We start from the raw sequence: 26,772 nt of genomic DNA on the forward strand, positions 1-26,772 counted from the left end.
GTACCGCAGGAATACGTTTTATGAATCAAGGAAAAATGAAGACATTGATAGAAGTGACAGGTTGCTTTCCTGTTCTACGCGCCTTGAATGCGCAGCAATTTACAAATGCAATCGAGCCGCGCCTGCTGGATATTCGCAATCCCTTAACTGGTCTGCAAATCGATATGTTCGGCAAGGTTACCTCGGTAGAAATCGCCGAAGAGCGCGGCATCGTCACTGTCGAGCTGGAAGTGGCTGATGATTTTTTGCAGCGCTATCATTTGCAGCCTGAACAGATACGCACGATTCTGGTAGAGCGCATTACCAAGTTGCGACATCCGGCAACCGGTGCAATGGCGAGAGTGGAAGCACGTCTGGTGAGTTAGTGATGATGACTGGCGCAGGTCAGTTACGCTGGTAATTACATCGCCCGGCAAGTCAGCGAACCTTGCTGCGCGTTCTGCTTTGTTTGTTCAAGGTATTCAATATCCGCTTTTGGTTCAACGGCGACAGGTGTTCGACGAACACCATCCCTTGCAAATGATCCAGTTCATGTTGTATGCACATCGCCTTCAATCCATCAGCTTGCAGTTCGAACGGTTTGCCATCGAGGCCTAGCGCCCTTACGCGTATCCATGCAGCGCGATTTACTGTTTCATATACATCTGGAATAGACAGACATCCTTCCTCGAATTCAGCTTTGCCACCCATCTTGATCACTTCAGGATTGATCAAGACCAGCAGTTGATTTCCTTTCTCAGAGACGTCAACCAGGATGATGCGTAGATGCACGTCCACCTGCGTCGCAGCCAAGCCTATGCCATCAGCCGCGTACATCGTTTGCGCCATATCCCTCACCAGTTTATGAATCTGGTCGTCGATCTGCGTGACCGGCTGCGCAATCGTGTGCAGGCGTTCGTCGGGATATTGCAGGATGGTTAGCTTACTCATGTTGATTCAGATTTCTCTCGCAGATGATGCGTACATATAAATTTGTTGGCTAATGCAATCGAAGTGGGAAGGCTTTTAGCACCGCTCACAGTCAATTTTTATATTTCGTTTACACCGCCCACCCAAGTCTTTACTAAATTTTTAGACCATTTCTCCTAAGCTACTTTTCATCAAAACAATGATGTGGAGTTTGAAAATGGATCTCGTATTTATAGGCGCAATCGCAGCGTTTTTGCTGGTTTGCTGGGCATTCGCCGAAGGCTGCAGCAAGTTGGGAGAACGTAAATGAACCTATTTTACGTAATCGGCTCGATTGTGGCGGTCGGTTTGCTTATTTATCTCGTGATGGCATTGGTGAAAGCGGAGGATTTATAAAATGACTTCGCAATCCATCATGTTACTCGTCGCTTTCTTAGCCGTATTGCTGGTCTTGGCTTATCCCTTGGGCATATTCATGGCGAAAGTGGCCGAAGGTACGCCACTACGCGGTTTCGGCTGGTTGCGGAAGATCGAAAACGTTCTTTATCGACTTGCCGGTCTCAGCGCACAAACCGCGATGAGCTGGAAAAGTTATGCCATCGCACTATTGGTATTCAATACTTTAGGTGCCTTGTTCGTGTACGCAGTACAGCGCATGCAAGCGTGGTTGCCACTGAATCCGCAGGCATTCGGCAACGTCAGTCCTGATTCATCGTTCAATACTGCGGTCAGTTTTGCCGCCAACACCAACTGGCAAGGTTATGTTGGTGAAGCGACGATGAGTTATCTGACACAGATGCTGGCGTTGACTGGACAGAACTTCTTTTCTGCAGCGACTGGTATCGCGGTTGCGTTCGCATTGATACGCGGCTTCAGTTCGCGTTCGGCCAAATCGATAGGTAATTTTTGGGTCGATCTGACACGTTCCACTCTGTATATCCTGTTGCCACTTTCCATCATCGTATCGATTGCGCTGATGGGGCAGGGCGTGATCCAGAATTTTTCTGCATATCAAGATGTATCGCTGATGGATCCTGTGACCTATCAGCAAGCCAAAACCAATGCTGACGGCCAGCCTGTAGTTGATGCAGAAGGCAAGCCTGTGATGGAAACGTTGAGCACCAAAACGCAAACCATCGCGATGGGTCCGGTTGCATCGCAAGAAGCAATCAAGATGCTGGGCACCAATGGCGGTGGCTTCTTCAATGCCAATTCGGCTCATCCTTACGAAAATCCGACTGCGCTGAGTAACTTCATCCAGATGCTGGCGATCTTCCTGATTCCGGCTGGCTTGTGCTTCACGTTCGGCCGTCTGGTAGGTGATATGCGACAAGGCTGGGCGGTGCTGGGAGCGATGACGCTGATCTTTGTCGTGATGACTTCCATCGTCATGATCTCTGAACAGACAGCGCATCCGACAATACAGGCGCTAGGAGTGGATCAGACCACGACTGCATTGCAATCCGGCGGCTATATGGAAGGCAAGGAAACCCGCTTTGGCATCAGCGCATCGGCCTTGTTTGCTGCCGTGACGACAGCGGCATCCTGCGGCGCGGTGAATGCAATGCATGATTCCCTAATGCCTATGGGAGGCTTCGTACCACTGGTATTGATGCAATTCGGCGAAGTCGTGTTCGGCGGTGTCGGTACCGGTTTGTACGGCATGTTGGTCTTCGCAATCCTTGCAGTGTTCATTGCCGGTCTGATGATAGGCCGTACGCCTGAATACCTGGGCAAGAAAATCCAGGCGTATGAAATGAAGATGGCATCGATTGCGATCCTGGTGACGCCGACACTGGTGCTGGTCGGTACTGCGATTGCGGTACTGGTTGAACCCGGCAAGGTCGGTATTGCCAATCCAGGTGCGCATGGTTTTTCCGAGATTCTGTATGCGTTCACCTCGGCGGCCAATAACAACGGTAGCGCGTTCGCCGGCCTGTCTGCCAACACGCCGTTCTATAACACGATGCTGGCGATTGCGATGTGGTTCGGACGCTTCGCGATGATCGTGCCGATTCTCGCAGTGGCCGGTTCACTCGCAGGCAAGCAAAGACTTGAGACTAACGCCGGCACGATGCCTACGCATGGTCCCTTGTTCGTTGCCTTGCTAGTCGGTGTCGTGGTGCTGGTTGGCGTACTGAATTACGTACCTGCACTGGCGCTCGGACCGATCGTCGAACACCTGCAACTGTTCTCACATTAATTAACTAGCGCGGGGTGGAAGCGCACAGCGATTCCACCTCCAATAAATTAAAGAAAGCCTGCCATGCAAATGCCAGAATCCAAGGCGGTGCCTATAGCTTCACGTAAAAGCCTGACGCTTTTCGATACGGCCTTGATAGGTCCAGCCATTGTCGATGCATTCAAAAAACTGACGCCACGCGCACAGTGGCGCAGTCCGGTGATGTTTGTTGTCTATATCGGCAGCATCATCACGACTTTGCTGTTCATTCAATCCCTTACCGGCAAAGGCGAGGCCAGCCCCGGCTTTATTCTCGCCACGTCCGTTTGGTTGTGGTTCACCGTGCTGTTTGCCAATTTCGCCGAATCATTGGCGGAAGGGCGCAGCAAAGCACAAGCCGCATCGCTGCGCGCCTTGAAACAAACCGTGATGGCGAAAAAACTCGCCATTCCTAAACACGGCACTTCATGGTTGCCCGCATCGCCAGCGGATTTACGCAAGGGCGATACCGTACTGGTTGAGGCTGGCGACGTGATTCCTGTCGATGGTGAAGTAATAGAAGGTGTGGCATCCGTCGATGAAAGTGCCATCACCGGCGAGTCAGCTCCCGTCATTCGTGAATCCGGTGGTGACTTTTCATCCGTCACAGGCGGCACGCGTGTGCTGTCCGACTGGCTGGTGGTGCGCATTACTGCCAATCCTGGCGAGGCATTCATCGATCGCATGATTGCGATGGTTGAAGGTGCCAAACGTCAAAAGACACCGAATGAAATCGCGTTGACGATTTTGCTGGTCGCGTTGACGATCATCTTCCTCATCGTGACCGTGACTTTGCTGCCGTTTTCCATGTATTCAGTGGAAGCTGCTGGCGCTGGTTCGCCAATCACGATCACTGTATTGATCGCCTTGCTGGTTTGTTTGATCCCAACCACTATCGGCGGTTTGCTGTCGGCGATTGGCGTGGCCGGCATGAGCCGCATGATGCAAGCCAATGTGATCGCCACATCGGGTCGCGCAGTGGAAGCCGCCGGTGACGTCGATGTCCTTTTGCTGGATAAAACCGGCACCATCACGCTCGGCAATCGTCAGGCATCCGAGTTTTATCCGGCACCAGGTGTTACGCAAATCCAGTTGGCAGATGTCGCACAATTGGCTTCGCTGGCGGATGAAACGCCGGAAGGCCGCAGCATCGTGATTCTCGCCAAGCAGAAGTACAACATGCGTGAACGCGATATCGCTGCCTTGAATGCACACTTCGTTCACTTCAGTGCGCAGACACGCATGAGTGGTGTCGATATGGGCGAGCGCATTATCCGCAAGGGTTCGGTCGATGCGGTCAAAAAGCATATCGAATTGCTGGGTCGTCCATTCCCGGTTGAGGTCTCGAATATGGTGGACGACGTTTCACGCCGCGGCAGTACGCCTCTGGTGGTGGTCGATGATGGCCGCGTAATGGGTGTGGTCGAGCTGAAGGATATCGTCAAGGGCGGCATCAAGGAACGCTTCGCTGAATTGCGTCGCATGGGTATCAAAACCGTGATGATCACTGGCGACAACAAGCTGACCGCTGCAGCGATTGCGGCTGAAGCGGGCGTTGACGATTTTCTGGCGGAAGCCACACCGGAACAGAAGCTCAAACTGATACGAGAATACCAGTCGCAAGGTCGTCTGGTCGCGATGACAGGCGATGGTACCAACGATGCACCGGCGCTGGCACAAGCCGATGTGGCGGTCGCGATGAATTCCGGCACCCAAGCCGCGAAGGAAGCCGGCAATATGGTTGATCTGGATTCGAATCCGACCAAGCTGCTGGAGATCGTAGAGATTGGTAAACAGATGCTGATGACGCGCGGTTCACTGACCACGTTCTCTATCGCCAATGACGTTGCGAAGTATTTCGCGATCATCCCGGCCGCGTTTGTGACGACGTATCCGCAGTTGAAGGCGCTCGACATCATGCATCTGAGCAGTCCGTCGTCGGCCATCATGTCGGCCGTGATCTTCAACGCGTTGATCATCGTCGTGCTGATTCCGCTGGCATTGAAGGGCGTCAAGTATCGTGCCGTCGGTGCGGCTGCACTGCTGCGTCGCAATATGCTGATCTATGGTCTGGGCGGCATTCTGGTGCCATTCATTGGCATCAAACTGATCGACATGATCCTGACCGTTTTTGGTCTCATCTGAATGAAGAATTAATACGAAGGAATTGATATGAAATCGACATTTCGTCCCGCACTGGTTTTATTCGCCGTGCTCACCCTGATTTGCGGCGTCATCTACCCGTACGCGATTACCGGCATCGGCAAGCTGGCCTTCAGCGAACAGGCGGAAGGCAGCCTGCTTACACGTAGCGGGCAAGTCGTCGGCTCATCGCTGATCGGTCAGGCATTTTCATCGCCGCAGTATTTCTGGGGGCGACCATCTGCGACCAGCCCGATGCCGAACAATGCCGCGGCATCCAGCGGCTCCAATCAAGGCCCGCTTAATCCGGCACTGATCGATAGCGTGAAAGGCCGCATCGCCGCATTGAAAGCCGCCGATCCGGTCAACGCCTTGCCAGTGCCGGTTGATCTGGTGACGGCTTCGGCGAGCGGACTTGATCCTGAAATCAGTCTTGCCGCTGCAAGGTATCAGGCGGCCCGCATTGCACGTGCTCGCGAGATGCAACCGGAAGAAGTACAAAGCATCATAGACAGATACAGCCAGGCTCAGTATTTCGGTTTCTTTGGCGAACCGCGCGTGAATGTCCTGGCATTGAACCTCGCACTGGACCAGCGTCACTAAGATATACAGCCCTTGCGTTTGTCGGCAGCCGGGCGCTGCCGATGGTATTTACTGATGAAGAGAGGGCCTAACGGCCCTCTCGAATATGGCACAATCAAAGCCGGCATTCCATTCACAATAGTTACTCTCATTGTCGTTCACATCCATGCCTCCAGCCGATTACCAACGCCCCGATCCAGATGCCTTGCTGGCGCATGTGCAGGAACAGGAACGCCGGGCCGAACGGGGCAAACTGCGCATTTACTTCGGCGCATCTGCCGGTGTGGGCAAAACCTATGCGATGCTGTCCGCCGCGCGCAGGATGCAGGCGGAAGGCCACGATGTCATCGTCGGCATCGTCGAAACGCACGGCCGCAATGAAACGGCTGCGCTGCTTGACGGACTGGAAGTGCTGCCGCGCAAAGAGATCGCCTATCGCGACAAAACCATTTCCGAATTCGATATCGATGCCGCACTGGCACGTCGTCCGGCGCTGATTCTGGTGGATGAACTGGCGCATTCCAACGCGCCAGGTTCGCGCCATCCCAAGCGCTGGCAGGATGTGCATGAATTGCTGGACGCCGGCATAGACGTGTTCACCACCGTCAATGTGCAGCATCTGGAAACGCTGAACGACGTGGTCGGCGGCATCACCGGCATTCGTGTGGCGGAAACCTTGCCGGATACGGTCTTCGACCAAGCCGATGAAGTCGTGCTGGTCGATATTCCGGCCGACGACTTGCTGGCACGCCTGAGCGCAGGCAAGGTCTATCAGCCGCTGCAGGCTGAACGCGCATCGCGCAATTTTTTCCGCAAGGGCAATCTGATCGCCTTGCGTGAGCTGGCCTTGCGCAGAACCGCCGATCGCATCGGCGATGATGTGCAGGCGTACCGGATAGAAAAATCCATCAATGGCGTTTGGAAAACCGATTCCGACTTGCTGGTCTGCGTGGGGCCGGGCGCCAATTGCGAACATGTGATTCGCAGCGCCGCACAGCTTGCCGTACAGTTGAATGCAAAGTGGCATGCAGTGTATGTGGAAACACCGCAATTGCAGAGCCTGCCTCCAGCGCATCGCGAACACATCCTGAAAACCCTGAAGCTGGCGCAAGACCTCGGTGCGACGACAGCGGTTCTATCCGGCAATACGGTCGCACATGAAATCGTTAACTATGCGCGCAGCCATAATTTTTCACGCATCGTGCTGGGACGGGATCACAGCAAATGGCCGTGGCAAACCTCGCATTTAAAATTGATCGCGCATCATCTGTCGGATATCGATCTGATAGAAATAGGGCGGATGGAAGGCAAGGGCTCGTCGTCATCACAAAATCTGTCGGCGCGTCTCAGCTCGGGTCTGGATGAAACGCCCGGCGGAAAGAAGCCGCGATATATGCCTTATGTATGGACGGTCGCAGCGTGTATTTTTACCGCCTTGCTTGCGACGCCCTTGCTGCCGCATCTGGATCTGGCCAATATCGTGATGCTGTTTTTGCTGACCGAAGTACTGATTGCCGTGCGCTTTGGACGCGGGCCGGCTGTGCTGGCGGCATTTCTCAGTGTGGCCGTCTTCGATTTTTTCTTCGTCTTGCCGCGCTTTTCCTTTGCGGTCAGCGATGTGCAATATCTGGTGACTTTTTCTGTCTTGCTGGTCGTCGGATTGATAGTCGGTCAATTGACGTCGGGATTGCGCTTCCAGGCAAGAATCGCCGCACATCGGGAAGGAAGGGCGCGCGCGCTGTATGAATTTGCCAGGGAGTTATCGAGTGCGTTGCAGGCCGAGCAGATATTCGAGATTACACAATCCTTCATACAACGCACGTTTCGGGCAAAGGCAGTATTGCTGTTGCCGGATGATGCGGCACGCCTGAGGCTGCCGGCGCAAGCTGCGGACGGCATCGGCAGCGATGCTGCCAACGGCAAGAACGTTGCCGGGCTGGATATCGGCATCGCCCAGTGGGCATTCGATCGCGCTACGCCGGCCGGCATGGGGACAGACACGCTGCCGGCCAGCACGTATTTTTACCTACCGCTGGTTGCGCCCATGCGCACGCGCGGTGTGCTGGCCATTCAGCCGGAGAACCGGCGCTGGATTCTGATTCCCGAGCAAAGACAGCAACTCGATACCTTCGCAGCGCTCGCTGCCATCGCACTTGAACGCGTGCATTACATCGAAGTAGCGCAAGACGCACTGGTGCGCATGGAGTCGGAACGTTTGCGCAATTCCTTGCTGTCGGCGCTATCGCATGACCTCCGTACACCGCTCACGTCGCTGATTGGCCTGTCCGAGTCGCTGACCATGTCGAAACCGCCACTGACATCCAGCCAGCAGGAACTCGCGCAAGCCTTGCACGAAGAAGCGCTTCGCATGGGCAATCTGGTGTCCAATTTGCTGGACATGGCACGCATACAAAGCGGCGAAGTGAAACTCAATCTGCAATGGCTGCAGTTTGAAGAAGTGGTCGGCAGCGCATTGCGCGCAAGCCAATCCGCGATTGCCCATCACGAAATTAAAACCAGGCTGGCGCATGACTTGCCGCTGGTGCGCTTCGATGCAGTGCTGATAGAGCGCGTGCTGTGCAATCTGATCGAGAATGCAGCCAAGTACACACCTGCCGGCTCCCGCATCGTCATCGCGGCAGAAATCAGCGGGCATTTTCTGGAAGTCTCCGTCTACGACAATGGCCCTGGTTTGCCGGCTGGCCAGGAAGAAGCGATCTTTGATAAATTCACCCGTGGCGAGCGCGAATCCGCAACGCCGGGCGTCGGTCTCGGATTGGCGATTTGCCGTGCCATCGTCGAAGCGCATCAGGGTACGATACGTGCCGCACATTCACCGGATGACGGTGCATGCATCAACTTTACCCTGCCGCTCGGCACACCTCCGGCCATGCCGGACATCGACGAGAATAAGATCACCACCTTGGACCAAAGACCATGAGCGAAGCATTACCCATCGCATTGCTGGTTGAAGACGAACCGCAAATTCGTCGTTTCGTACGCGCCGCACTGGAAGAAGAAGGCTGGCAAGTCTTTGAATCGGAAACCATCAAACGCGGCCTGATCGATTCAGGTACGCGCAAGCCGAATCTGATCGTGCTTGATCTTGGTTTGCCGGATGGAGATGGTGTCGATTTCATTCTGGATGTGCGCAAATGGTCTTCAGTTCCCATTATCGTGCTGTCGGCACGCGTGAATGAAAGCGACAAGATCAAGGCGCTCGATGCCGGTGCCGATGATTATCTGAGCAAACCATTTGGCGTTGGCGAGTTGCTGGCCCGAGTACGTTCCACAGTGCGCCGTCATCGTCGGGCCGCGAATGATGAAGAGGAAGCGATTCAGTTCGGCGACGTCAAGCTGGACATGAAAGCGCATCTGGTAACGAAAGGGAATCAGATGGTGCATCTGACGCCGACTGAATATCGCCTGTTGAGCGTGCTGGCAACGAATGCCGGCCGCGTCGTGACAAATCCGCAATTGCTGCGCGAAGTATGGGGGCCATCTCATTCGGAAAGCAGCCACTACCTGCGCATCTACATGGGACATTTACGGCAAAAGCTGGAAGACGATCCGGCACAACCGAAGTATCTGTTGACGGAAACAGCTGTCGGCTATCGTCTGCTGCTACCTTTGTAATTTAATTTACTTCCATACGATTAGATCAGTGCGATCTAATAATCTCTTGCGAGGTTTCAGTGCTTCTGGAATTTCACGGGCCAACTCGATATTTAATAATCCATTATCGAGTTTTGCGCCGACGATATGCACGTGTTCAGCTAACTGAAAGCTATGTTCGAAGTCGCGCGAAGCGATGCCGCGATGCAGAAAATTGCGAGGCATTTCTTCACGTGTCTTGCGACCAATGATTTTAAGTGCTCCGCCTTCGGTTACGATTTCTATTTCCGAGCGATCAAAACCGGCGACAGCCATCGTGATGCGATATTTATCTTCATCCACTAGTTCGATATTGTATGGCGGATAACTTGAGTCGGTGCGTTGTGCATCGTCAAAGAATTGTGCCAAACGATCAAAACCGATAGCAGAACGATAAAGTGGGGAAAAGTCATAAGTACGCATGGCTATATCCTTTCAAAGTGAAAGCGATAAGGTTTAAGCGAGTATCGATTGAGCCCCCACTAATCAAAATGTAGGTGCGTTGAAAAGTATTTCAAGCTTGGAAAATATGCAAAATATTCAATGAAAATCCTGTGCTGCAATTTATTTTTTTAATGTACATCGGTTACTGTGAAACAAGATTTTTACTGCTAGTTTTACTGTGATTTCCTGGCGTCTTGATGTGAAATACCTATTATGGATAAAGGGATATAGTCGGATGCTTATCGGTGCCAGCGAGTGGAGGAATATATGCAGGCTGGGTAGCTTTCTCGCCCTGTGTGGAATCGGCGTCGGACTTTCTGGTATTCGCGAGGTATCTACTGCAATTGGCAACATCAGGGAGTAAATGATGACAGCAATCCATTTTCACGATCAGAGACAGCAGGTACTGGTAACCGGTGCTACCGGTTTTATCGGACAGTTGCTGGTGCAGGCCTTGCTCGCTGACGGGCATGCAGTGACGGCACTGACACGCAATCCGAAGAAGGCGGCGCGGGTGCTGAAAGGTGCGGTACGGAGTATCACACGTTTGGATGAGATTGCACCGACAGAACAGATCGATGTGGTCATCAATCTGGCCGGTGCACGCATACTCGGACCGCGCTGGACTGCCGCGCGTAAGCAAATATTGCACGACAGTCGCGTGGCATTCACGGAAAAGCTGGTTGACTGGATGGCGTGCATGCAGCACAAGCCGCGCTTGATGCTGTCGGCCTCGGCTATCGGTTACTACGGCGTGCAGGCGGAGGATGATTTGACTGTGTTGAATGAGGATGCACCGTCGCAGCCGATATTCATGTCACAGCTATGTCGTGACTGGGAGCATGCGACGCAGAGCGCTCGCCGTTATGGCGTCGAAGCAATTTGCATGCGTTTCGGACTGGTGCTTGGCGACGGTGGCGCGTTTCCGATGATGGCTTTGCCCATCAAGCTCGGACTGGGCGGCCCGCTCGGTAGCGGACGGCAAACGCTGTCGTGGATACATGTGCACGATCTGTTGCGTGGTATTGCGCATCTGATGAGTCGCCCGGATACGGCCAGCCGACAAGCCGTCTACAATTTCACCGCGCCCGAACAGCCTACGCAAGCGCAGTTTTCGCAAGCAGCTGCACATCAACTGGGTAGGCCGTCATTTTTCCCGACGCCTGCTATGCCGGTGCGTTTCCTGCTGGGTGAGCAGGCTGACCTGTTGCTGAAAGGGCAGCGCGTGGCACCGCGTGCCTTACTCAAGGAAGGCTTTGTTTTCGACTATCCGACTGTCGAAACGGCAATGGCGGCCTTGCTCTTAAGATGAGGCCATGAGGTGTCTATCAAGCAATGCCTTACCTGACATGAAGGTGTGCTGGTTTAATCGTGTCGGCTTTCAGCCTTGGGTTTATTTGCATTTTTCAATATGAGAGTTTGTTTCTCAACTTCGCACCACTAATTTTTATGAGTGGAAATCCTCTAAATACTTATTTGTGCCTGAATCCTGCTTAAGGCTTGACCTTCCAATCATGGGAGGGATTACAGTGCTAACAAAATCCACACGGACATTGTTGAGGAACACCATGAAATCGTTCAATCAGGATCTTGTATCCAGCCCGGATGTTTCACTAGTTATAGAAGGGATGACTTGCGCTTCGTGCGTGGGCAGGGTGGAGCGCGCCTTGAAGGCAGTGCCTGGTGTGCAATCTGCATCAGTCAATCTGGCGACAGAACAGGCCACCGTTCAGTTGAGCAATGAAGTTGAACGCTCGGCCCTGGTGCTAGCGATACAAAATGCAGGTTATGCGGTACTGCCGGAAAATCCGGTTGAGCTCAATATTGAAGGCATGACCTGTGCCTCGTGTGTCGGTCGAGTCGAACGTGCACTACTGGCAGTTCCAGGCGTACAAAGTGCATCGGTGAATCTGGCGACCGAGCGCGCCAGCATCGTTGCCGACAATTCATTGAATGCGGGCGCACTGATTGCGGCTGTTGAAAAAGCCGGGTACCAGGCAAGCTTGATAGAAGCCACGAGCAGCGATGAGGCCGCAGCGCAGCGACGTGACGCAGAACTCAGTATCTTGCATAGGGATTTGCTGATTGCGGCCGTGCTGGCCGTGCCGGTATTTGTGCTCGAAATGGGATCGCATCTGATTCCCGGCATGCATGAATGGGTAGTCGCTACCTTGGGGATGCAGACCAGCTGGCTGCTGCAATTCGTTTTGACAAGCATCGTTCTGTTTTTCCCTGGCCTCAGGTTTTACCAAAAAGGTTTGCCGGCGTTGTGGCGTCGTGAGCCCGACATGAATTCTCTGGTGGCGGTCGGCACGCTAGCCGCTTACGGCTTTTCATTGGTCGCAACCTTTGCGCCATCCTTGCTGCCTAGCGGCACTATTACGGTTTACTACGAAGCCGCCGCAGTCATCGTGACGCTGATTTTGCTGGGCCGTTATCTGGAAGCGAAGGCGAAGGGCCGCACGTCCGAAGCGATCAAGCGCCTGGTTGGCTTGCAGGCAAAAACTGCTCGTGTGCGTAGAGAGCAAACCGTAATCGATATACCGATTGCTGATGTAATCAGTGGCGACATCGTTGAAATTCGCCCGGGCGAACGTATTCCAGTGGATGGTGCAGTCGTCGAAGGGATCAGTTTTGTGGATGAATCGATGATCACCGGCGAACCTGTGCCAGTTGAAAAAGGTTTGCATGCAGCTGTCGTCGGCGGCACCGTTAATCAAACCGGTGCGCTTGCCATCAAGGCAACTGCAGTAAGTGGCGCGACCGTGCTGGCGCAAATCATCCGCATGGTGGAACAGGCGCAAGCTTCCAAATTGCCGATTCAAGCAATGGTCGATCGCATCACGATGTGGTTCGTGCCCGCCGTCATGGGTCTGGCTACGCTGACCTTCCTGATCTGGTTCTTCTTCGGTCCTGATCCTGCGCTGACTTACGGTTTGGTGAACGCGGTTGCCGTGCTGATTATTGCTTGTCCGTGCGCGATGGGATTGGCGACGCCAACTTCCATCATGGTCGGTACTGGACGTGGCGCAGAGATGGGTATTCTTTTCCGCAAGGGCGAGGCGCTGCAATTATTGAAGGAAGCCAAAGTAGTCGCGGTCGACAAGACCGGCACGCTCACCGAAGGAAAACCGGCGCTGACGGATATGACAGTCGCGGATGGTTTCTTGCGCGATGAGGTGTTGGCAAAAGTTGCAGCGGTAGAAGCAAAATCAGAACATCCGATTGCACGCGCAATTGTCGCGGCGGCGGAGCAGGCTGGCCTGGTGTTACCAGCGGTGACCAGTTTTGAATCAGTAACCGGCTTTGGCGTGCGTGCAGCAGTAAGCGCAGCCGGAGTAGAAACGTGTGTCGAGATTGGTGCTGATCGTTACATGACTAAACTGGGACTCGATCCTTCCATGTTTGCATCGATTGCCACGCAACTCGGTGACGAAGGCAAGACGCCGCTGTATGCCGCGATCGATGGCAAGCTGGCGGCCATCATTGCGGTGGCCGATCCGATCAAGACGACTACTGCAGATGCGATTCGCGCACTGCATGCGCTCGGCTTGAAAGTTGTGATGATCACCGGCGACAATCGCAGAACCGGCGAGGCAATTGCGCGAAAACTGAATATCGATGAAGTGATCGCCGAAGTTTTACCTGACGGAAAAGTGGAAGCCGTCAAACGATTGAAGCGCGACTATGGCCGTCTGGCCTATGTCGGTGATGGCATCAACGATGCGCCCGCACTGGCGCAAGCTGACGTGGGCATGGCAATAGGCACCGGCACCGATGTCGCGATAGAAGCAGCCGATGTCGTGCTGATGTCCGGTAGTTTGAAAGGCGTGTCGAATGCCATCGCATTGTCCAAAGCGACCATCGGCAATATCCGGCAAAATCTCTTCTGGGCCTTCGTATATAACTGTGCGTTGATTCCCGTTGCGGCTGGCGCGCTGTATCCTGTCAACGGATTATTGCTGTCGCCGGTTTTTGCGGCTGGCGCGATGGCACTTTCTTCGGTTTTCGTTGTGGGAAATTCATTGCGTCTGAAAAAATTTCAGCCGCCGTTTGGCATGGATAAAAAGCAGTAAGCATTCGTGGTCACGCAACATCATTGATAGTTAATAAAGGAATTTTGTAGTGAGCAAACCTCATATCGCTGGTGATCAACATACGCACCACGACCATCATGATCACGATCATTCCCATGCGCACGATCACGCTGGTCATGATCATTCTGCCGGTGCGCATAGCCATGCACCATCGGTGACCGAAGCAAACGAAAAGCGCATTCGCCTCGTTTTTCTGATGACGGCAGGTTATGCCTTGGTGCAAGCCATCGGCGGCTGGATGTCGGGTTCGCTCGCCTTGATTGCCGATGCAGGGCACATGGTTTCTGATGCTGCGGCCTTGCTGCTGGCATTGATTGCCTACCGCGTGGCGGCACGTGCGCCGGATGCACTGCGGACTTACGGTTTCCATCGTGTGCGCGTATTGGCGGCATTGGCGAACGGCGCGGCCTTGTTGCTGTTGGTTGCGTGGATTGCCTGGGAAGCGATAGCCCGTTTTCGTTCCCCGACGACGGTGCTTGCCGGACCTATGCTGATCGTCGCCATCATCGGTCTGATTGTGAATCTGACAGGTGCTTATGTGCTTTTGCGTGGTAATCAAAGCGACGGCAATCTCAGAGGTGCATTGCTGCATGTGTTGGGTGACCTGCTGGGGTCTGTAGGCGCAATCGCCGCAGCTATCGGCATCATGCTTACCGGGTGGACGGTACTCGATCCTATCCTTTCGGTGCTGGTTGCTGTGCTGGTCGTGCGTTCGGCCTGGGGATTAGTCTCCGATTCTATTTTTATTCTCTTGCAGGGAACACCCAAGGGTCTCGATATCAAGGTGCTTGAAGCGGATATTGCTTCCTTGCCCGGCATTGCGGAAGTAGGGCATTTGCATGCATGGACATTGACGGATGAAAGCATAGTGGCGACGATTCATGTCACGCCTCAGCCTGGTTCTGATCCGCTTGCATTACCTGGCCTGGTGGTGGCGCGCTTGAAGGATAGGCATGCAATTGCGCATGCGACGGTGCAGGTTGATCCACCCGGTGGAATTCAAAAGCCTTGTGCTGATGGCAGTTGCTGATTGTCTTTTACTGCGGTGAGATGTTTTTCAATAGCGTTTTGAAAATGGGCTAAAATCCCAGCACTTATGAAACGTCTGCTGATCATTCTCATGTTGATAGTTGTGCCGCTCCAGCTTAGTTGGGCAGCGGCTGCAGTCTATTGCGAGCATGAAAGCAATCCCAAGACTGTGCATTTTGGCCATCATGAGCATCAGCACATCGCAAGTGCAGAAGAGACCAAAGCTGATAAATTCAAATCAGCCGCTGCCGTTGACGGTGATTGCACATCTTGCCATCTTGGCGGCATCGCGATCCTGACCATCCCTACACCTGGCTTGACGCTGGATCTTCTTGGTGCGCCAGCTATTACTACTGGCAATCCCTTGCTTGCTTCGAGTCGTCCCGCACGACCTGAACGTCCTAAATGGGCCGTCGCCGCTTCCTGATCCGGCGCCTGCTCGTTCCATTTTTCTCTACTCTTGATGTAGTTTCCAACGCAGGTCGTCGGATTCCCTTTGTCTATTCAAAAAGGAAATTCGATGCACAAGGTCTTATTGCCGTTTTTAATTACGGCATCCATAGCACTTCCACTCCACGCGCAGAGTATTGCGCAAACGTCTTCGTACTCGGCTGCGAATCAACAAGCCCGCGCAGAAACAATCGCATTAAAGAATCTGACACTGGCCACTGCATTGGATTTGGCTTTCAATGCCAATCCGGAAATCGCCATTGCGCGTCGTGAAGCTGAAGCCAACGAAGGCATGATTCAGCAAGCCGGTTTGATTCCCAATCCAGAGCTTTCAACTTTAGTCGAAGACACCAAGCGCGAGACGCGCACGACCACCGTACAAATTAATCAGGCCATTGAATTAGGTGGCAAACGTGGTGCGCGCATTACTGCAGCAGAACGTGGCCGTGATTTTGCGCAGATGGAGTTAAGCGGTAAGCAAGCCGAGATTCGCGCGACGGTGATTTCTGCTTTCTATGACGTGGTGATTGCGCAAGAACGCATTCGTCTGGCGCAAGAATCTTTCGAGCTGACGCAACGCGCGACGCTGGTTGCATCCCGCCGTGTGACTGCAGGCAAGGTTTCGCCTGTGGAGGAAACCCGTGCTCGCGTCGCCGAATCGGGTGTGCGCATCGAGCTTGCACAGGCGGCCAACGATCTCGATGTCGCTAGACGCAAACTCGCGGCGACCTGGGGTAGCGGCAAGCCTGGTTTTGAACGCGTTGAAAATCCTGATGCGGAGTTGCCAGCGATCGCAGCCTTACCTGAGTTGATCGAGCGTCTGCAACAGTCGCCCAGCTTGCAACGCGCCAAGATTGAAGTCGCACGCAGGCAGGCAATGGCTGAAGTCGAACGCTCGCGTCAAATCCCTGATGTGACAGTCAGCCTCGGTGCCAAACGCGATGAACAAATGGGGCGTAACCAGGCCATTATCGGTTTGACTATTCCATTGCCTGTGTTTGATCGCAATCAAGGCAATGTGCTGGAAGCATTGCGTCGCATCGACAAGGCGCGCGATGAGTTGCTTGCGACAGAACTCAATTTGAATGTCGAACTTGGGCAGGCCCACGGTCGTTTGAGTACGGCGAGGATGGAAGCGCAATTGGTAAAAGACGAAATTCTGCCAGGAGCGCAACGCAATTACGACGCGACTACCAAAGGTTTTGAATTCGGAAAATTCAACTTTCTTGATGTACTGGATGCGCAACGCACCTTGCTGCAAGCGCGCTCGCAATACATGCGCAGCTTGTTAGAAGCCTACCGCGCCGCAGCCGATATCGATCGCATCCTCGGTGAGCCTTTCAACGCTATTCAGCAGTAAGAGACGCTCAAATGAAAATCAAACTAGATAAAAAACAATCCATTGCCATCATCGCTATCGTTGTTGTTGGCCTGGTACTCGCCGGCTTCATCCTTTTTTCAGGAAAACATAAAACCGGTGGTGATGAGCATGGCCATGAAGAATCACATCAAGAAGAGTCGCATCAGCATGCCGAAGGAGAAAAAGCCAAGCAGCAAGAGTCGGCTGAAGCAAAACCGCACGAGGAAAAAATCGTTTTGAGCGACGAGCAAATCAAGGCTGCCGGCATCACCCTCGCCACCGCCGACACTGCACTCATCAAGACCGGTTTGATTCTGCCTGGCGAAATTCAATTCAATGAAGATCGCACTGCCCATGTGGTACCGCGCCTGACTGGCGTTGTACAAAGCGTACCGGCAGAACTGGGGCAAAAGATCAAAAAAGGACAAATACTCGCAGTGATTGCCAGTACAGATTTGTCCGAACAACGTAGTGAATTGTTTTCAGCGCAAAAACGGATGGCACTTGCGCGACTGACCTTCGACAGAGAAAAGAAATTATGGGAAGAAAAAATTTCTGCCGAACAGGACTATCTGCAATCACAACAAGTCTTGCGAGAAGCAGAAATCGCCGTGCAGAACGCGAATCAAAAGCTGGCTGCATTGGGAGCGGATTCTGGCAAGACAGGCGCTTTCAATCGCTATGAAATTCGCGCACCTTTCGACGGCTTGGTCGTCGCCAAACACGTGACCCTGGGTGAAGTGGTGAAAGAAGATGCCAGCATCTTTACCATTTCTGATCTGTCATCGGTATGGACGGAAATCGCCGTATCCGCCAAAGACTTGAATACCGTACGCGTAGGTGAAAAAGTCATCGTCAAGGCGACCGCCTTCGATTCAACTTCAACAGGCACGATAGCCTACGTCGGCTCATTGCTGGGCGAGCAGACGCGCACTGCCAAGGCACGTGTCACCCTGGCCAATCCACAAGGTACATGGCGGCCCGGCTTGTTTGTGAATGTAGAGATTATCGCCAGCGAAGTCCAAGTGCCGGTTTCCGTCGCAGCCGATGCAGTGCACAGCATCAATGACAAAGCGATCGTCTTCGTCAAAGTGGCAGATGGGTTCATCGCGCAAGAAGTGACAACCGGTCGCAGCGATACGCAAAAAATCGAAATTACCAAGGGACTGAAAGTCGGAGCGCAATACGCGGCGGATAGCAGCTTCATCGTCAAATCTGAACTGGGCAAGGCCAGCGCTGAACATTCTCACTGAAGTAAAAAAAGAGATGCGTATTGAAAGCCGCTAGCTGAGAGATCGGCTAGCCAAGTCAACAAGACAGAAAGTCCTATCATGTTTGAACGCCTTATACGTTTTTCCATCGAGCAGCGCTGGTTGGTGATGCTCGTCGTCGCTGCGATGGCGGCACTCGGTATTTACAACTATCAAAAACTATCTATCGATGCGGTGCCTGACATCACCAATGTACAGGTGCAGATCAATACCTCGGCTGCCGGTTATTCACCGTTGGAGACTGAGCAGCGCATTACATTTCCCATCGAAACAGTGATGGCAGGTTTGCCGCATCTGGAGCAGACGCGCTCCTTGTCGCGCTATGGCTTGTCGCAAGTCACGGTGATTTTCAAGGACGGTACCGATATCTATTTCGCACGGCAAATGGTCAATGAGCGGATACAGGAAGCCAGACAAAACCTGCCGCCGAATGTAACGCCGTCCATGGGGCCAATTTCTACCGGTCTAGGCGAAATTTATCTATGGACTGTGGAAACAAAGGAGGGCGCGAAGAAGCCAGATGGCTCTGAGTACACGTCTACCGATTTGCGCGAGATTCAGGATTGGATCATCAAGCCGCAATTGCGCAATGTGGCGGGCGTCACGGAAATCAATTCGATAGGCGGCTTTGCCAAAGAATATCAAGTTGCGCCCAACCCTGAACGACTCGCATCCTATGGTTTGACCTTGCAGGATATCGTCACTGCATTGGAGCGTAATAACGGCAACGTAGGTGCGGGTTATATCGAAAAACGTGGCGAACAATTGCTGGTGCGCGCACCGGGTCAGGTTCATTCCATCGCAGATATCGGCAACATCATTCTTGGCAATGTGCAAGGCGTGCCTATTCGTATCCGCGATATCGGTGCGGTTGAAATCGGGCGTGAACTGCGTACCGGCGCCGCGACCGAGAATGGCCGTGAGGTCGTGCTTGGTACTGTGTTCATGCTGATAGGACAGAACAGTCGTGCGGTATCGCAAGCGGTCGACAAAAAGATGATAGAGATCAATCGCACTTTACCGGAAGGTGTCGTCGCGATCACGGTCTACGATAGAACAGTGCTGGTCGACAAAGCGATCAATACCGTGAAAAAGAATTTGCTGGAAGGCGCGGTGCTGGTGATCGTCGTGCTGTTCCTGTTCCTCGGTAATTTCCGCGCGGCCATCATCACGGCGATGGTGATCCCATTGTCCATGCTGTTCACATTTACCGGCATGGTGAACTATCACGTCAGCGCCAATCTGATGAGCCTGGGCGCACTTGATTTCGGCATCATTGTCGATGGTGCGGTGGTGATAGTCGAAAATTGCGTGCGGCGTCTGGCGCATGCGCAGGCCCATCATGCGCGACCGTTGACGCGCGCCGAACGCTTCCATGAAGTATTTGCCGCGGCGAAGGAAGCGCGTCGTCCATTGATCTTCGGCCAGTTGATCATCATGGCGGTGTATCTGCCTATCTTTGCATTGACCGGTGTCGAAGGGCGCATGTTCCATCCTATGGCCTTCACGGTTGTCATCGCATTGCTGGGCGCGATGATATTGTCGATCACCTTTATCCCGGCTGCTGTCGCACTTTTCATCGGTGACAAAGTCGCCGAGAAAGAAAATCGCCTGATGCAAAAAGCACGCAACTGGTATGCGTCGGCGCTGGATCGTGTCATGGACAACAAACCTGTCGTGCTGACCTTTGCCGCAGTGCTGGTCGTGTTGTCGGGTTTGCTGGCGACGCGCATGGGCAGCGAATTCGTGCCGAACTTGAATGAAGGTGATTTTGCGATTCAGGCTTTGCGTATTCCCGGCACCAGTTTGTCGCAGTCACTGTCTATGCAGCAGCAACTGGAACTGACGTTGAAGAAGCAGTATCCGGAAATCGAGCGCATCTTTGCGCGTACCGGCACTGCAGAGATTGCATCCGATCCTATGCCGCCGAATATCTCCGACGGTTACATCATGTTGAAGCCGCGTGAGCTATGGCCGGAGCCGAGAAAAACGCGCGATGAATTATTGGCGGCAGTACAAAAAACCGTCGCCAGTCTGCCCGGCAGCAATTACGAATTCTCGCAGCCGATACAACTGCGTTTCAATGAATTGATTTCCGGCGTACGTAGCGATGTCGCCGTCAAACTGTTTGGCGACGATATGGATGTGCTGAATCAGACTGCCGACAAAGTCGCTGCCGTCATGGCGAAGATTCCTGGTGCGGCAGAAGTGAAGGTAGAGCAAACCACGGGCTTGCCCATGCTGACAGTCAATATCGACCGAGAGAAAACCGCGCGTTACGGTTTGAACGTTGCCGATGTACAGGACACGATAGCGACTGCGGTAGGTGGCAAGGAAGCCGGCACCTTGTTCCAGGGCGACAGACGCTTCGACATCGTGGTACGTCTGCCAGACAATATTCGTAATGATCTGGAGGCGATCAAGCGTTTGCCGATTGCCTTACCGCGTGCAGTCAATGGTGAGAGCAAGCTTAACTACATTCCATTGGGTGAAGTCATGACTTTGGAGTTGGCGCCGGGACCGAATCAAATCAGTCGTGAAGATGGCAAACGCCGCATCGTCATCAGCGCCAATGTACGCGGACGCGACATCGGTTCTTTTGTCGGCGATGCAGAAGAACAGATACGACAACAGGTAAAAATACCGAGTGGTTACTGGACCACCTGGGGCGGGCAGTTTGAGCAATTGCAATCGGCTACGCAGCGTTTGCAGATTGTGATTCCACTCGCGCTGTTGCTGGTATTTATCTTGTTGTTTGCCATGTTCGGCAATCTGAAAGACGGTTTGCTGGTGTTTAGCGGCATTCCATTTGCGCTAACCGGCGGCATTATCGCTTTATGGCTGCGCGATATTCCTCTGTCTATTTCAGCCGCAGTTGGCTTCATCGCATTATCCGGTGTCGCGGTATTGAATGGCCTGGTGATGATTTGCTTTATCCGTACTTTGCGGGAAGAAGGGCGTTCACTCGATGACGCAATTCGCGAAGGCGCATTGACGCGTCTGCGTCCGGTATTGATGACGGCGCTGGTCGCGTCTCTCGGTTTTGTACCTATGGCAATTGCCTTGGGTACTGGTGCCGAGGTACAACGTCCGCTCGCTACAGTAGTAATAGGCGGCATCCTTTCATCCACTACATTGACGCTGTTCGTGTTGCCCTTGTTATATCGATGGATGTATAGAAAGGAAGATTAGACGTTGATTGCTTCAGTCCTGGCACCCGCACATATTTGAAAATAGCCTGGCTTGTTGAGCGGCGTATCGCTGACACACTAGCGTCTCGTTTCAAATTGCCCGCATACATGTATTGCCGGAAGTTTTATTCTCACATACAATAACGATAATTATTCTCATTTGCGTTGACGGCTATTCAAACAACGCAAATATCCATATTTTTGTTAATGAAAAAGGAAGTCAGTGATGAAACGACGTTTAGCCTTGTTGCCTCTGGTATCTGCATTGGTGTTTGCCGGCGCTGCACACGCGCATCAAATCTGGCTGGAACAAACACCGAAAGCGGCGAATCTGTATTTCGGCGAGTTCGGAGAAAACTTGCGTGAAACATCGCCGGGCCTGCTGGACAAGTTCGTCAAGCCAACTGCGACTCTGTCGAGCGCAAAGGGCGATCAGGTTTTGACGCTGAACAAGCAAGCGAATGCATTTACTCTGTCGGCACCCGCAGGCAAGAACGAAACCATCACGGTTGAAGAAACAAACTACCCGGGCTTCGAGAAAAAAACCGGCGAAACCGTAGTTCGCAGTATCTGGACACCGGCTGCGCGTCTCGTCACATCAGATGCAGCACAAGCACCAAAGCTGACGCTGGATCTGGTCCCAAATGGCAAGCCTGGCGAGTTCAAGGTTTATTACAAAGGTCAGGCACTGCCAAAAGCAAAAGTCGGCATCATTGTTCAATCTGGTTGGGCCAAGGAAGCAACGTCGGATGAGCAGGGCATCGTCAAATTCAACTTGCCATGGCAAGGTACTTACGTACTCGAAGTGCATCACACCGACAAGACAGCGGGCGAACGTGACGGCAAACCGTACGACGTCGCCAGCTTTGTAACGACCTTGTCTCTGGCTCAAACCAAAGGGATCAAGGCCGTGGCCGCAGGACCGGCAGCTACGCCAAACAAGTAAGTCGATTAAAAGCACGCAAGCGACAAAAAACGAGCACCAAGAACGAGTAATTCAAAAATGAAACTGAATAGAGATGTGCGGTATCGCCTCGGTGTCGCTTCACGGGCGATCGCCGCCATTCTTGGCGGATATGCGTTAGCGGCAGCATCGACTGCTGTGTTGTCACTGGTATTGCCGCTGCCGCGTGTAGACGCGGTCATGACGGCAACCTTGCTGTCGTTTACCGTTTATACCTGTGCTGCAATCTGGGTCTTTGCTGCGCGTGATGCGTTGCGTGCCTGGCTAGGCATAGGTGTTCCCACCGTTGTGATGGGCCTGGGATTGTGCTTGCTTCGGAGTGCAGGATGAGAGACGGATTTCGTCAATCGATGGCATGGCTGCACACCTGGTCAGGATTGCTGGTGTGCTGGGTATTGTTTTTGGTATTCACCGCCGGTACCGCATCTTACTTCCGGGATGAAATCTCGCTGTGGATGGAGCCTGAGTTGCATGCCGCAGCCATTACGCCGGTATCCAATCTGGTTGCGACGCAAAATGCGATTCGTCTGCTGGAAAAAGAAGCTGCCGGTTCCCCGCGCTGGTTTATCACGATGCCTACAGATCGCAATCCGGCGGTGCGCGTAGGCTGGAGCAGCCCACCGGTCAAAGGCGAAAAAGGTCGTGGCAAATTCAATAGTGCAGACTTGAATCCGGCTACCGGTGAACGCCTTGCGGACGTGCGCGAAACGCGTGGTGGCGATTTTATCTATCGTCTGCATTACGACTTGCATTACATGCCCGCGAAATGGGCGCGCTGGATCATCGGTTTTTGCGCGATGTTCATGCTGGTCGCCATCATCAGTGGCGTGATTACGCACAAGCGTATCTTCAAGGACTTTTTCACCTTCCGTCCGAAGAAGGGCCAACGTTCCTGGCTGGATGCGCATAACGCAGTGGCCGTCCTCGCGCTGCCGTATCACTTGATGATTACGTATTCCGGCCTGGTTACATTGATGTTCATGTATATGCCGTATGGCGCACAAGTCGCATACAACGGCGACGAGAAAGCATTCCTTGCCGAGTCCTTCCGCCAGGCCGAAGTCAAAAAACCGGCAGGCCAGCCTGCACAATTGGCAGCGCTGGCACCGATGATTGCGCAAGCCGAGAAGCATTGGGATGAAGGGCAGATCGGTCGTTTTACGATCAATAATCCCGGCGACGCCAACGCCACCATTCAGATTACGCGCGAACGCGACGAAAAGAAGTTGTCGCACTTGCGTCAATCGATGCAGTTCGATGGTGTGAGCGGTGCATTGATTTCGACGATGGGCGATGATGCCAGCGCTGCGGCGGAAACAAGGGGCGTGTTGTTCGGTTTGCACGTCGCTGAATTTGCCAACCCATTGCTGCGTACCTTGTTCTTCCTGTGCGGTTTTGCTGGTTGCGCGATGGTGGCCACTGGTGCCTTGTTATGGGCAGTCAAAAAACGCCAGGGCTACGCCAAGGAATTGGCAAAAGGTGGGCGCGTCGGCTTCGGCGTGCGTTTGGTCGATGGCTTGAATATCGGTGCGATTGCCGGTTTGCCGATTGCGCTGGCAAGCTATTTCTGGGCGAATCGCCTGCTGGAAGTCGGTATGGAAAAACGCTCAGAAGCAGAAATTCGATGGTTTTTCATAGCATGGGGCATCGCCGCCATCCTTGCGCACATCCGTCCGAATCGCCGCATGTGGCAATGGCAGTTAGTTGCCGGCGGTGTGCTGTTTGCGTTGCTGCCGGTATTGAATGTGTTCACCACCGATACGCATCTGGGCGTTACCTTGTTCCAGGGTAAAGGACCAGTCGCAGTTGCCGGCTTTGATTTGTTTGTACTTGGCTTCGGTCTGCTGCTGATCTATGCAGCAAAAAGACTGGCTCCGAAAAAAGTCGCACTCAAGCTGGATCAAAAAGAGCAGGCTATCGAAAAAACAAGCAGCGATGGCGACCACTCGACGCTGCGGGAGGCAACATGAGCGCGTTTGGTTTTATATCGGGACTTGCCTTCGCGTATGCGGGCTGGACTGCACTGAGCATAGGTATGGACAGGCATTACGCGGATATCCACGGTCGCGGCACGGAGCCTGATCAAGGCATGCGGAATCAGGCTCGGATGACAGGTACCTTGGCACTCATCGCTACATTTGCAATTTGCGTGAAGCTCGAAGGCTGGACCGTAGGTTCTGTACTCTGTCTTGGGACCATGACGGCTGGCGCATTGCTGTTGGTGTTGCAACTGACCTATGCACCGCAACGCGTCATGCGCACAGGCAAAATCTCTCTTATTTCTGGCGTCGCACTCGGCTTGTGTTGGTTAGCCTGACATAAGTTGCAATTGTTAACCTTTTAGCGCAACGCTATTTGGCGAATTCACATATTTGTTTCAGCATTATCTGAGACAGAGAAAATATCGTTTTTCTCTGTTTTCCACTCTGTAGAACCTGGCTTTTACTCCCTCCGTTTCAAGATTGTTCGGTCCGAAAAGGGACCCAGTTGTAATCTTGCGCACAGCAAATTAATCACTTGCTTATTAGCAAAATTCGACCTAAAACTAAATATAAAAATCAATAAATATTAGAGGGACAAGATGCGCCGCACAGGGCTTCAAATCAGGCTACTAGCCTGTATTTTTTCTGCCGGCGCCGTGACTGCATCAGTTGCCACGGCGCAAGTAGTGAGACCTAATGCCGGTACATTGTCAGCACCACAGCCTTTAGCGCCATCTGTACCGCTGCCGAGCGGACCGCCTCTTGTCTTGCCGGATGTCACACCATCCGTGCCTGCAGGTCCATCCGTCAGTATCAAGCCCGCAGCTTTTCTGTTTGAAGGTAATACCTTATTCAGTTCGGAAGAACTCGCTGCTTTGCTGGCAGATCGCGTCAATCGGACAACAGATTTGGCCGGCCTTACCGAGGCGGCTCACGTGATCGCCAATTATTATCGCGAGCGGGATTATCTACTCACCGAGGTCTACCTGCCGGAGCAATCGTTTCAGGCTGCTGGCGGAACAGTGAAAATTGCGATTATCGAAGCACATATAGGTCGCGTACGCGTACAAATCGAAGATGACAAGCAAGGGCGGATTTCAACATCTTTTGCTGAATCCGGCGTCTTGTCCAACCTGAAGACAGGCGATCCCGTCACCGGTTATGCACTGGATAGAACAATACTTTTGCTACGTGATTTGAATGGCTACGATGCTGAAGCGACGGTGGAGCCAGGGCGGCAAACAGGCGAGGCCGATATCACTGTCGCGATCCGCGCAAAAGGTCCGCTTGTGGCTTACTCTGTAAGTCTGGACAACTACGGCACGCGTGCCGCAGGGCAGGCACGCGCCACACTCAATCTGAATGTAAACAACCTGCTCGGTCATGGTGATGTCGCGACATTGAGCGGACAACAAACGGATGTTTCCGACTCAAGACTTTACGGTTTCTCTTATACCTTGCCGGTCGGTAGTGCAGAGGGTCGGCCGGGATTTGTGCAAAATTCATCAAAAATCTCGCTAACATATTGATTTTACGAAGATTACATTCTATTCCTTACGCCGTTTAATTCGTTTGAGATAGCTTGGTTCATCGACTCGATCGAAACCGGTTCCTGCGGTTTTTGCAACATGCCCATGAGCCGTTTGATTGACGTATGGGACAGCCTCTTGAGGAGACATGCATACAAGCGCCGTTTCTTTTCTCTATTATTCAAATCGGCATCCCTGTGAGCGTTCAGTAGTTAATCAGACAAATTGACGTTTTGAAGCATATTAGTAGGTTGGCCGGGATTGCGGTCCACATTTATCCCTTTCTCAGTGCGATTCCATCTACTCCCCACTGACCACACGTAAAGACTGGGGCAGCCAGATCTACAGCTGGTGCAATGGTGATAATGTCGCAGTTGGATGGATTTGCCATCATTTCGAATTGCTCAACGGTCAAGTGCAGAAACCGTGTCACAAAACACCGAATGGTCATCCCATGCGTAACAATGAGGATTTTTTTCGTGTCATGACGTGCTGCCTGGCGCATTAAACTTTCGAGAAATGCCGAGGTCCGATCGTAGCAATCTGCAGGACTTTCCCCGCCGGCATGACGGTAGTAAAACCAGCCGTGAACTTTTCTTAAATGGTGCTGGGATTCTTCCTCCATGTAGCCGCGTTCCACCTCCCTTAAACGCGGATCTTCGTAAATCTTTTTTTCCTGAGACAGGTTTGCAGTTCGAACAATTTCGGCAGCCGTTTCACGCGTGCGCCTATACGGAGAACAATACAGCAACGAATCGGCAATAAAATCTTGCCCTATTGTGTGGCCGGCCTCTTGGGCCTGTTCAATTCCGTTTGCGGTCAGGCTAATGCCATAGTCGCCTACTTCGTGCGGCAGAACTTCGCCGGTATTGGAATGGGATTGGCCGTGGCGAACAAGCTTGATCATCATGTCGATTTTCCCGTGGCAGCATGTGTATGACTTGCCA

The 26,772-nt window shown here is 53.0% G+C and carries 22 protein-coding genes; 19 read left to right on the forward strand and 3 right to left on the reverse strand.

What is annotated here, in order from left to right:
* Window positions 1-20: 20 nt before the first annotated feature.
* Window positions 21-365, forward strand: a complete 345-nt coding sequence (locus Hfont_RS11840; protein WP_241523094.1) for a hypothetical protein — start codon at window positions 21-23, stop codon at window positions 363-365.
* Window positions 366-417: 52 nt separating this feature from the next.
* Here the strand turns inward: Hfont_RS11840 and def are convergent, their stop codons facing one another.
* A complete protein-coding gene (gene def, locus Hfont_RS11845) occupies window positions 418-930 on the reverse strand; it encodes a peptide deformylase (protein ID WP_112992619.1) in 513 nt (170 codons plus the stop codon).
* Between the two features lie 285 nt (window positions 931-1,215).
* On the opposite strand from def, the gene kdpF reads away from it, so the two are divergent.
* The 6 genes from kdpF to kdpE all read left to right on the forward strand — a co-directional run bounded on the left by kdpF (window position 1,216) and on the right by kdpE (window position 9,490).
* Window positions 1,216-1,305 (forward strand): K(+)-transporting ATPase subunit F, encoded by a 90-nt coding sequence (gene kdpF, locus Hfont_RS11850; protein ID WP_112992620.1) that lies wholly within the window; start codon window positions 1,216-1,218, stop codon window positions 1,303-1,305.
* Window position 1,306: 1 nt separating this feature from the next.
* Window positions 1,307-3,112, forward strand: coding sequence for a potassium-transporting ATPase subunit KdpA (gene kdpA / locus Hfont_RS11855; RefSeq protein WP_112992621.1), 1,806 nt, complete (start codon window positions 1,307-1,309; stop codon window positions 3,110-3,112).
* Window positions 3,113-3,181: 69 nt separating this feature from the next.
* Window positions 3,182-5,275 (forward strand): potassium-transporting ATPase subunit KdpB, encoded by a 2,094-nt coding sequence (kdpB, locus tag Hfont_RS11860; RefSeq protein WP_112992730.1) that lies wholly within the window; start codon window positions 3,182-3,184, stop codon window positions 5,273-5,275.
* A 27-nt stretch (window positions 5,276-5,302) separates the two neighbouring features.
* Window positions 5,303-5,875: a potassium-transporting ATPase subunit KdpC gene (gene kdpC / locus Hfont_RS11865; RefSeq protein ID WP_112992622.1), complete on the forward strand. Its 573-nt coding sequence runs from the start codon at window positions 5,303-5,305 to the stop codon at window positions 5,873-5,875.
* Window positions 5,876-6,020: 145 nt separating this feature from the next.
* Window positions 6,021-8,795: a two-component system sensor histidine kinase KdpD gene (gene kdpD, locus Hfont_RS11870; RefSeq protein ID WP_112992623.1), complete on the forward strand. Its 2,775-nt coding sequence runs from the start codon at window positions 6,021-6,023 to the stop codon at window positions 8,793-8,795.
* On the forward strand, window positions 8,792-9,490 hold the full coding sequence (gene kdpE, locus Hfont_RS11875; RefSeq protein ID WP_112992624.1) for a two-component system response regulator KdpE: 699 nt from the start codon (window positions 8,792-8,794) through the stop codon (window positions 9,488-9,490). The genes kdpD and kdpE overlap by 4 nt, the downstream gene beginning before the upstream one ends.
* A gap of 6 nt (window positions 9,491-9,496) precedes the next feature.
* Here kdpE and Hfont_RS11880 read toward each other — a convergent pair whose 3' ends face one another.
* Complete coding sequence (locus Hfont_RS11880; protein WP_112992625.1) at window positions 9,497-9,931, reverse strand: Hsp20 family protein; 435 nt, start codon at window positions 9,929-9,931, stop codon at window positions 9,497-9,499.
* A 385-nt stretch (window positions 9,932-10,316) separates the two neighbouring features.
* On the opposite strand from Hfont_RS11880, the gene Hfont_RS11885 reads away from it, so the two are divergent.
* The 12 genes from Hfont_RS11885 to Hfont_RS11940 all read left to right on the forward strand — a co-directional run bounded on the left by Hfont_RS11885 (window position 10,317) and on the right by Hfont_RS11940 (window position 25,825).
* On the forward strand, window positions 10,317-11,264 hold the full coding sequence (locus Hfont_RS11885) for a TIGR01777 family oxidoreductase (RefSeq protein ID WP_112992626.1): 948 nt from the start codon (window positions 10,317-10,319) through the stop codon (window positions 11,262-11,264).
* A 256-nt stretch (window positions 11,265-11,520) separates the two neighbouring features.
* On the forward strand, window positions 11,521-14,028 hold the full coding sequence (locus Hfont_RS11890; protein WP_112992627.1) for a heavy metal translocating P-type ATPase: 2,508 nt from the start codon (window positions 11,521-11,523) through the stop codon (window positions 14,026-14,028).
* A gap of 49 nt (window positions 14,029-14,077) precedes the next feature.
* On the forward strand, window positions 14,078-15,079 hold the full coding sequence (locus tag Hfont_RS11895) for a cation diffusion facilitator family transporter (protein WP_112992628.1): 1,002 nt from the start codon (window positions 14,078-14,080) through the stop codon (window positions 15,077-15,079).
* 66 nt (window positions 15,080-15,145) lie between these two features.
* Complete coding sequence (gene czcI / locus Hfont_RS11900; RefSeq protein ID WP_112992629.1) at window positions 15,146-15,505, forward strand: cation efflux protein, CzcI family; 360 nt, start codon at window positions 15,146-15,148, stop codon at window positions 15,503-15,505.
* Between the two features lie 93 nt (window positions 15,506-15,598).
* Complete coding sequence (locus Hfont_RS11905) at window positions 15,599-16,888, forward strand: TolC family protein (RefSeq protein WP_112992630.1); 1,290 nt, start codon at window positions 15,599-15,601, stop codon at window positions 16,886-16,888.
* A gap of 11 nt (window positions 16,889-16,899) precedes the next feature.
* A complete protein-coding gene (locus Hfont_RS11910) occupies window positions 16,900-18,141 on the forward strand; it encodes an efflux RND transporter periplasmic adaptor subunit (RefSeq protein ID WP_112992631.1) in 1,242 nt (413 codons plus the stop codon).
* Window positions 18,142-18,219: 78 nt separating this feature from the next.
* Window positions 18,220-21,351 (forward strand): CusA/CzcA family heavy metal efflux RND transporter, encoded by a 3,132-nt coding sequence (locus tag Hfont_RS11915; protein WP_112992632.1) that lies wholly within the window; start codon window positions 18,220-18,222, stop codon window positions 21,349-21,351.
* Between the two features lie 225 nt (window positions 21,352-21,576).
* Window positions 21,577-22,296 carry a DUF4198 domain-containing protein gene (locus Hfont_RS11920; RefSeq protein ID WP_112992633.1) on the forward strand — a complete coding sequence of 240 codons (720 nt, stop codon included), beginning with the start codon at window positions 21,577-21,579 and terminating at the stop codon, window positions 22,294-22,296.
* Between the two features lie 57 nt (window positions 22,297-22,353).
* Window positions 22,354-22,644, forward strand: coding sequence for a DUF3649 domain-containing protein (locus Hfont_RS11925; protein WP_112992634.1), 291 nt, complete (start codon window positions 22,354-22,356; stop codon window positions 22,642-22,644).
* The gene (locus Hfont_RS11930) at window positions 22,641-24,284 is read left to right on the forward strand and encodes a PepSY-associated TM helix domain-containing protein (protein WP_112992635.1); all 1,644 of its coding nucleotides are present in this window, start codon (window positions 22,641-22,643) and stop codon (window positions 24,282-24,284) included. Before Hfont_RS11925 ends, Hfont_RS11930 begins: the two co-directional genes overlap by 4 nt.
* On the forward strand, window positions 24,281-24,631 hold the full coding sequence (locus Hfont_RS11935) for a DUF3325 domain-containing protein (RefSeq protein ID WP_112992636.1): 351 nt from the start codon (window positions 24,281-24,283) through the stop codon (window positions 24,629-24,631). The genes Hfont_RS11930 and Hfont_RS11935 overlap by 4 nt, the downstream gene beginning before the upstream one ends.
* A 351-nt stretch (window positions 24,632-24,982) precedes the next feature.
* A complete protein-coding gene (locus tag Hfont_RS11940; RefSeq protein ID WP_162845917.1) occupies window positions 24,983-25,825 on the forward strand; it encodes a ShlB/FhaC/HecB family hemolysin secretion/activation protein in 843 nt (280 codons plus the stop codon).
* A 274-nt stretch (window positions 25,826-26,099) separates the two neighbouring features.
* Here Hfont_RS11940 and Hfont_RS11945 read toward each other — a convergent pair whose 3' ends face one another.
* Complete coding sequence (locus Hfont_RS11945; protein WP_112992638.1) at window positions 26,100-26,735, reverse strand: histidine phosphatase family protein; 636 nt, start codon at window positions 26,733-26,735, stop codon at window positions 26,100-26,102.
* Between the last annotated feature and the right edge of the window lie 37 nt (window positions 26,736-26,772).

The organism is Herminiimonas fonticola, from assembly GCF_003293745.1.
Taxonomy (GTDB): domain Bacteria; phylum Pseudomonadota; class Gammaproteobacteria; order Burkholderiales; family Burkholderiaceae_D; genus Oxalicibacterium; species Oxalicibacterium fonticola.

Excerpts from the sequence above, each read along its gene's own strand:
- Hfont_RS11890 (WP_112992627.1), top strand. The coding sequence starts at position 11,521 with ATGAAATCGTTCAATCAGGATCTTGTATCCAGCCCGGATGTTTCACTA.
- czcI (WP_112992629.1), top strand. The coding sequence starts at position 15,146 with ATGAAACGTCTGCTGATCATTCTCATGTTGATAGTTGTGCCGCTCCAG.
- Hfont_RS11925 (WP_112992634.1), top strand. The coding sequence starts at position 22,354 with ATGAAACTGAATAGAGATGTGCGGTATCGCCTCGGTGTCGCTTCACGG.
- Hfont_RS11930 (WP_112992635.1), top strand. The coding sequence starts at position 22,641 with ATGAGAGACGGATTTCGTCAATCGATGGCATGGCTGCACACCTGGTCA.
- Hfont_RS11945 (WP_112992638.1), bottom strand. The coding sequence starts at position 26,735 with ATGATGATCAAGCTTGTTCGCCACGGCCAATCCCATTCCAATACCGGC.
- def (WP_112992619.1), bottom strand. The coding sequence starts at position 930 with ATGAGTAAGCTAACCATCCTGCAATATCCCGACGAACGCCTGCACACG.
- Hfont_RS11935 (WP_112992636.1), top strand. The coding sequence starts at position 24,281 with ATGAGCGCGTTTGGTTTTATATCGGGACTTGCCTTCGCGTATGCGGGC.
- Hfont_RS11920 (WP_112992633.1), top strand. The coding sequence starts at position 21,577 with ATGAAACGACGTTTAGCCTTGTTGCCTCTGGTATCTGCATTGGTGTTT.
- kdpD (WP_112992623.1), top strand. The coding sequence starts at position 6,021 with ATGCCTCCAGCCGATTACCAACGCCCCGATCCAGATGCCTTGCTGGCG.
- Hfont_RS11880 (WP_112992625.1), bottom strand. The coding sequence starts at position 9,931 with ATGCGTACTTATGACTTTTCCCCACTTTATCGTTCTGCTATCGGTTTT.
- kdpB (WP_112992730.1), top strand. The coding sequence starts at position 3,182 with ATGCCAGAATCCAAGGCGGTGCCTATAGCTTCACGTAAAAGCCTGACG.
- Hfont_RS11915 (WP_112992632.1), top strand. The coding sequence starts at position 18,220 with ATGTTTGAACGCCTTATACGTTTTTCCATCGAGCAGCGCTGGTTGGTG.
- Hfont_RS11910 (WP_112992631.1), top strand. The coding sequence starts at position 16,900 with ATGAAAATCAAACTAGATAAAAAACAATCCATTGCCATCATCGCTATC.
- Hfont_RS11840 (WP_241523094.1), top strand. The coding sequence starts at position 21 with ATGAATCAAGGAAAAATGAAGACATTGATAGAAGTGACAGGTTGCTTT.
- Hfont_RS11885 (WP_112992626.1), top strand. The coding sequence starts at position 10,317 with ATGATGACAGCAATCCATTTTCACGATCAGAGACAGCAGGTACTGGTA.
- kdpA (WP_112992621.1), top strand. The coding sequence starts at position 1,307 with ATGACTTCGCAATCCATCATGTTACTCGTCGCTTTCTTAGCCGTATTG.
- Hfont_RS11905 (WP_112992630.1), top strand. The coding sequence starts at position 15,599 with ATGCACAAGGTCTTATTGCCGTTTTTAATTACGGCATCCATAGCACTT.
- kdpC (WP_112992622.1), top strand. The coding sequence starts at position 5,303 with ATGAAATCGACATTTCGTCCCGCACTGGTTTTATTCGCCGTGCTCACC.
- kdpF (WP_112992620.1), top strand. The coding sequence starts at position 1,216 with ATGAACCTATTTTACGTAATCGGCTCGATTGTGGCGGTCGGTTTGCTT.
- kdpE (WP_112992624.1), top strand. The coding sequence starts at position 8,792 with ATGAGCGAAGCATTACCCATCGCATTGCTGGTTGAAGACGAACCGCAA.